The organism is Shewanella sp. Shew256 (assembly GCF_002196695.1).
GTDB classification, from domain to species: Bacteria; Pseudomonadota; Gammaproteobacteria; order Enterobacterales; family Shewanellaceae; genus Shewanella; species Shewanella mangrovisoli.
The window spans coordinates 1-1,294 of sequence record NZ_NAJR01000044.1 but is presented as its reverse complement, the minus strand read 5'-3'; the positions used below and the strand labels follow the sequence as shown (position 1 = coordinate 1,294).

The window sequence follows — 1,294 nt, the reverse complement described above, 5'->3', positions numbered from 1 at the left end:
AGTACCAGCGTACGGCCCACAGAATGATGTCACGCTGAAAATGCCGGCCTTTGAATGGGTTCATGTGCAGCTCCATCAGCAAAAGGGGATGATAAGTTTATCACCACCGACTATTTGCAACAGTGCCCTCTGATGTTACATTGCACAAGATAAAAATATATCATCATGAACAATAAAACTGTCTGCTTACATAAACAGTAATACAAGGGGTGTTATGAGCCATATTCAACGGGAAACGTCTTGCTCGAGGCCGCGATTAAATTCCAACATGGATGCTGATTTATATGGGTATAAATGGGCTCGCGATAATGTCGGGCAATCAGGTGCGACAATCTATCGATTGTATGGGAAGCCCGATGCGCCAGAGTTGTTTCTGAAACATGGCAAAGGTAGCGTTGCCAATGATGTTACAGATGAGATGGTCAGACTAAACTGGCTGACGGAATTTATGCCTCTTCCGACCATCAAGCATTTTATCCGTACTCCTGATGATGCATGGTTACTCACCACTGCGATCCCCGGGAAAACAGCATTCCAGGTATTAGAAGAATATCCTGATTCAGGTGAAAATATTGTTGATGCGCTGGCAGTGTTCCTGCGCCGGTTGCATTCGATTCCTGTTTGTAATTGTCCTTTTAACAGCGATCGCGTATTTCGTCTCGCTCAGGCGCAATCACGAATGAATAACGGTTTGGTTGATGCGAGTGATTTTGATGACGAGCGTAATGGCTGGCCTGTTGAACAAGTCTGGAAAGAAATGCATAAGCTTTTGCCATTCTCACCGGATTCAGTCGTCACTCATGGTGATTTCTCACTTGATAACCTTATTTTTGACGAGGGGAAATTAATAGGTTGTATTGATGTTGGACGAGTCGGAATCGCAGACCGATACCAGGATCTTGCCATCCTATGGAACTGCCTCGGTGAGTTTTCTCCTTCATTACAGAAACGGCTTTTTCAAAAATATGGTATTGATAATCCTGATATGAATAAATTGCAGTTTCATTTGATGCTCGATGAGTTTTTCTAATCAGAATTGGTTAATTGGTTGTAACACTGGCAGAGCATTACGCTGACTTGACGGGACGGCGCTTCCCTACCCTCATGGCCGCCTCCCAGGAATCGACCCAGGTGCTTATCGTGGACATAATCCTTTACTCATAAATTGGCACTGTTGCAAAGTTAGCGATGAGGCAGCCTTTTGTCTTATTCAAAGGCCTTACATTTCAAAAACTCTGCTTACCAGGCGCATTTCGCCCAGGGGATCACCATAATAAAATGCTGAGGCCTGGCC

1 protein-coding gene and 1 pseudogene are annotated in these 1,294 nt (G+C 44.6%); one reads left to right on the top strand and one right to left on the bottom strand.

All coding sequences use genetic code 11. The features are described from left to right. Nucleotides 1-214: 214 nt before the first annotated feature. The gene (gene aph(3')-Ia, locus B5P39_RS24305; protein WP_000018329.1) at nt 215-1,030 is read left to right on the top strand and encodes an aminoglycoside O-phosphotransferase APH(3')-Ia; all 816 of its coding nucleotides are present in this window, start codon (nt 215-217) and stop codon (nt 1,028-1,030) included. A 189-nt stretch (nt 1,031-1,219) separates the two neighbouring features. On the opposite strand, the pseudogene B5P39_RS24630 reads toward aph(3')-Ia, so the two are convergent. Then, nucleotides 1,220-1,294, bottom strand: a pseudogene (locus B5P39_RS24630) (IS6 family transposase); the annotation flags it as partial.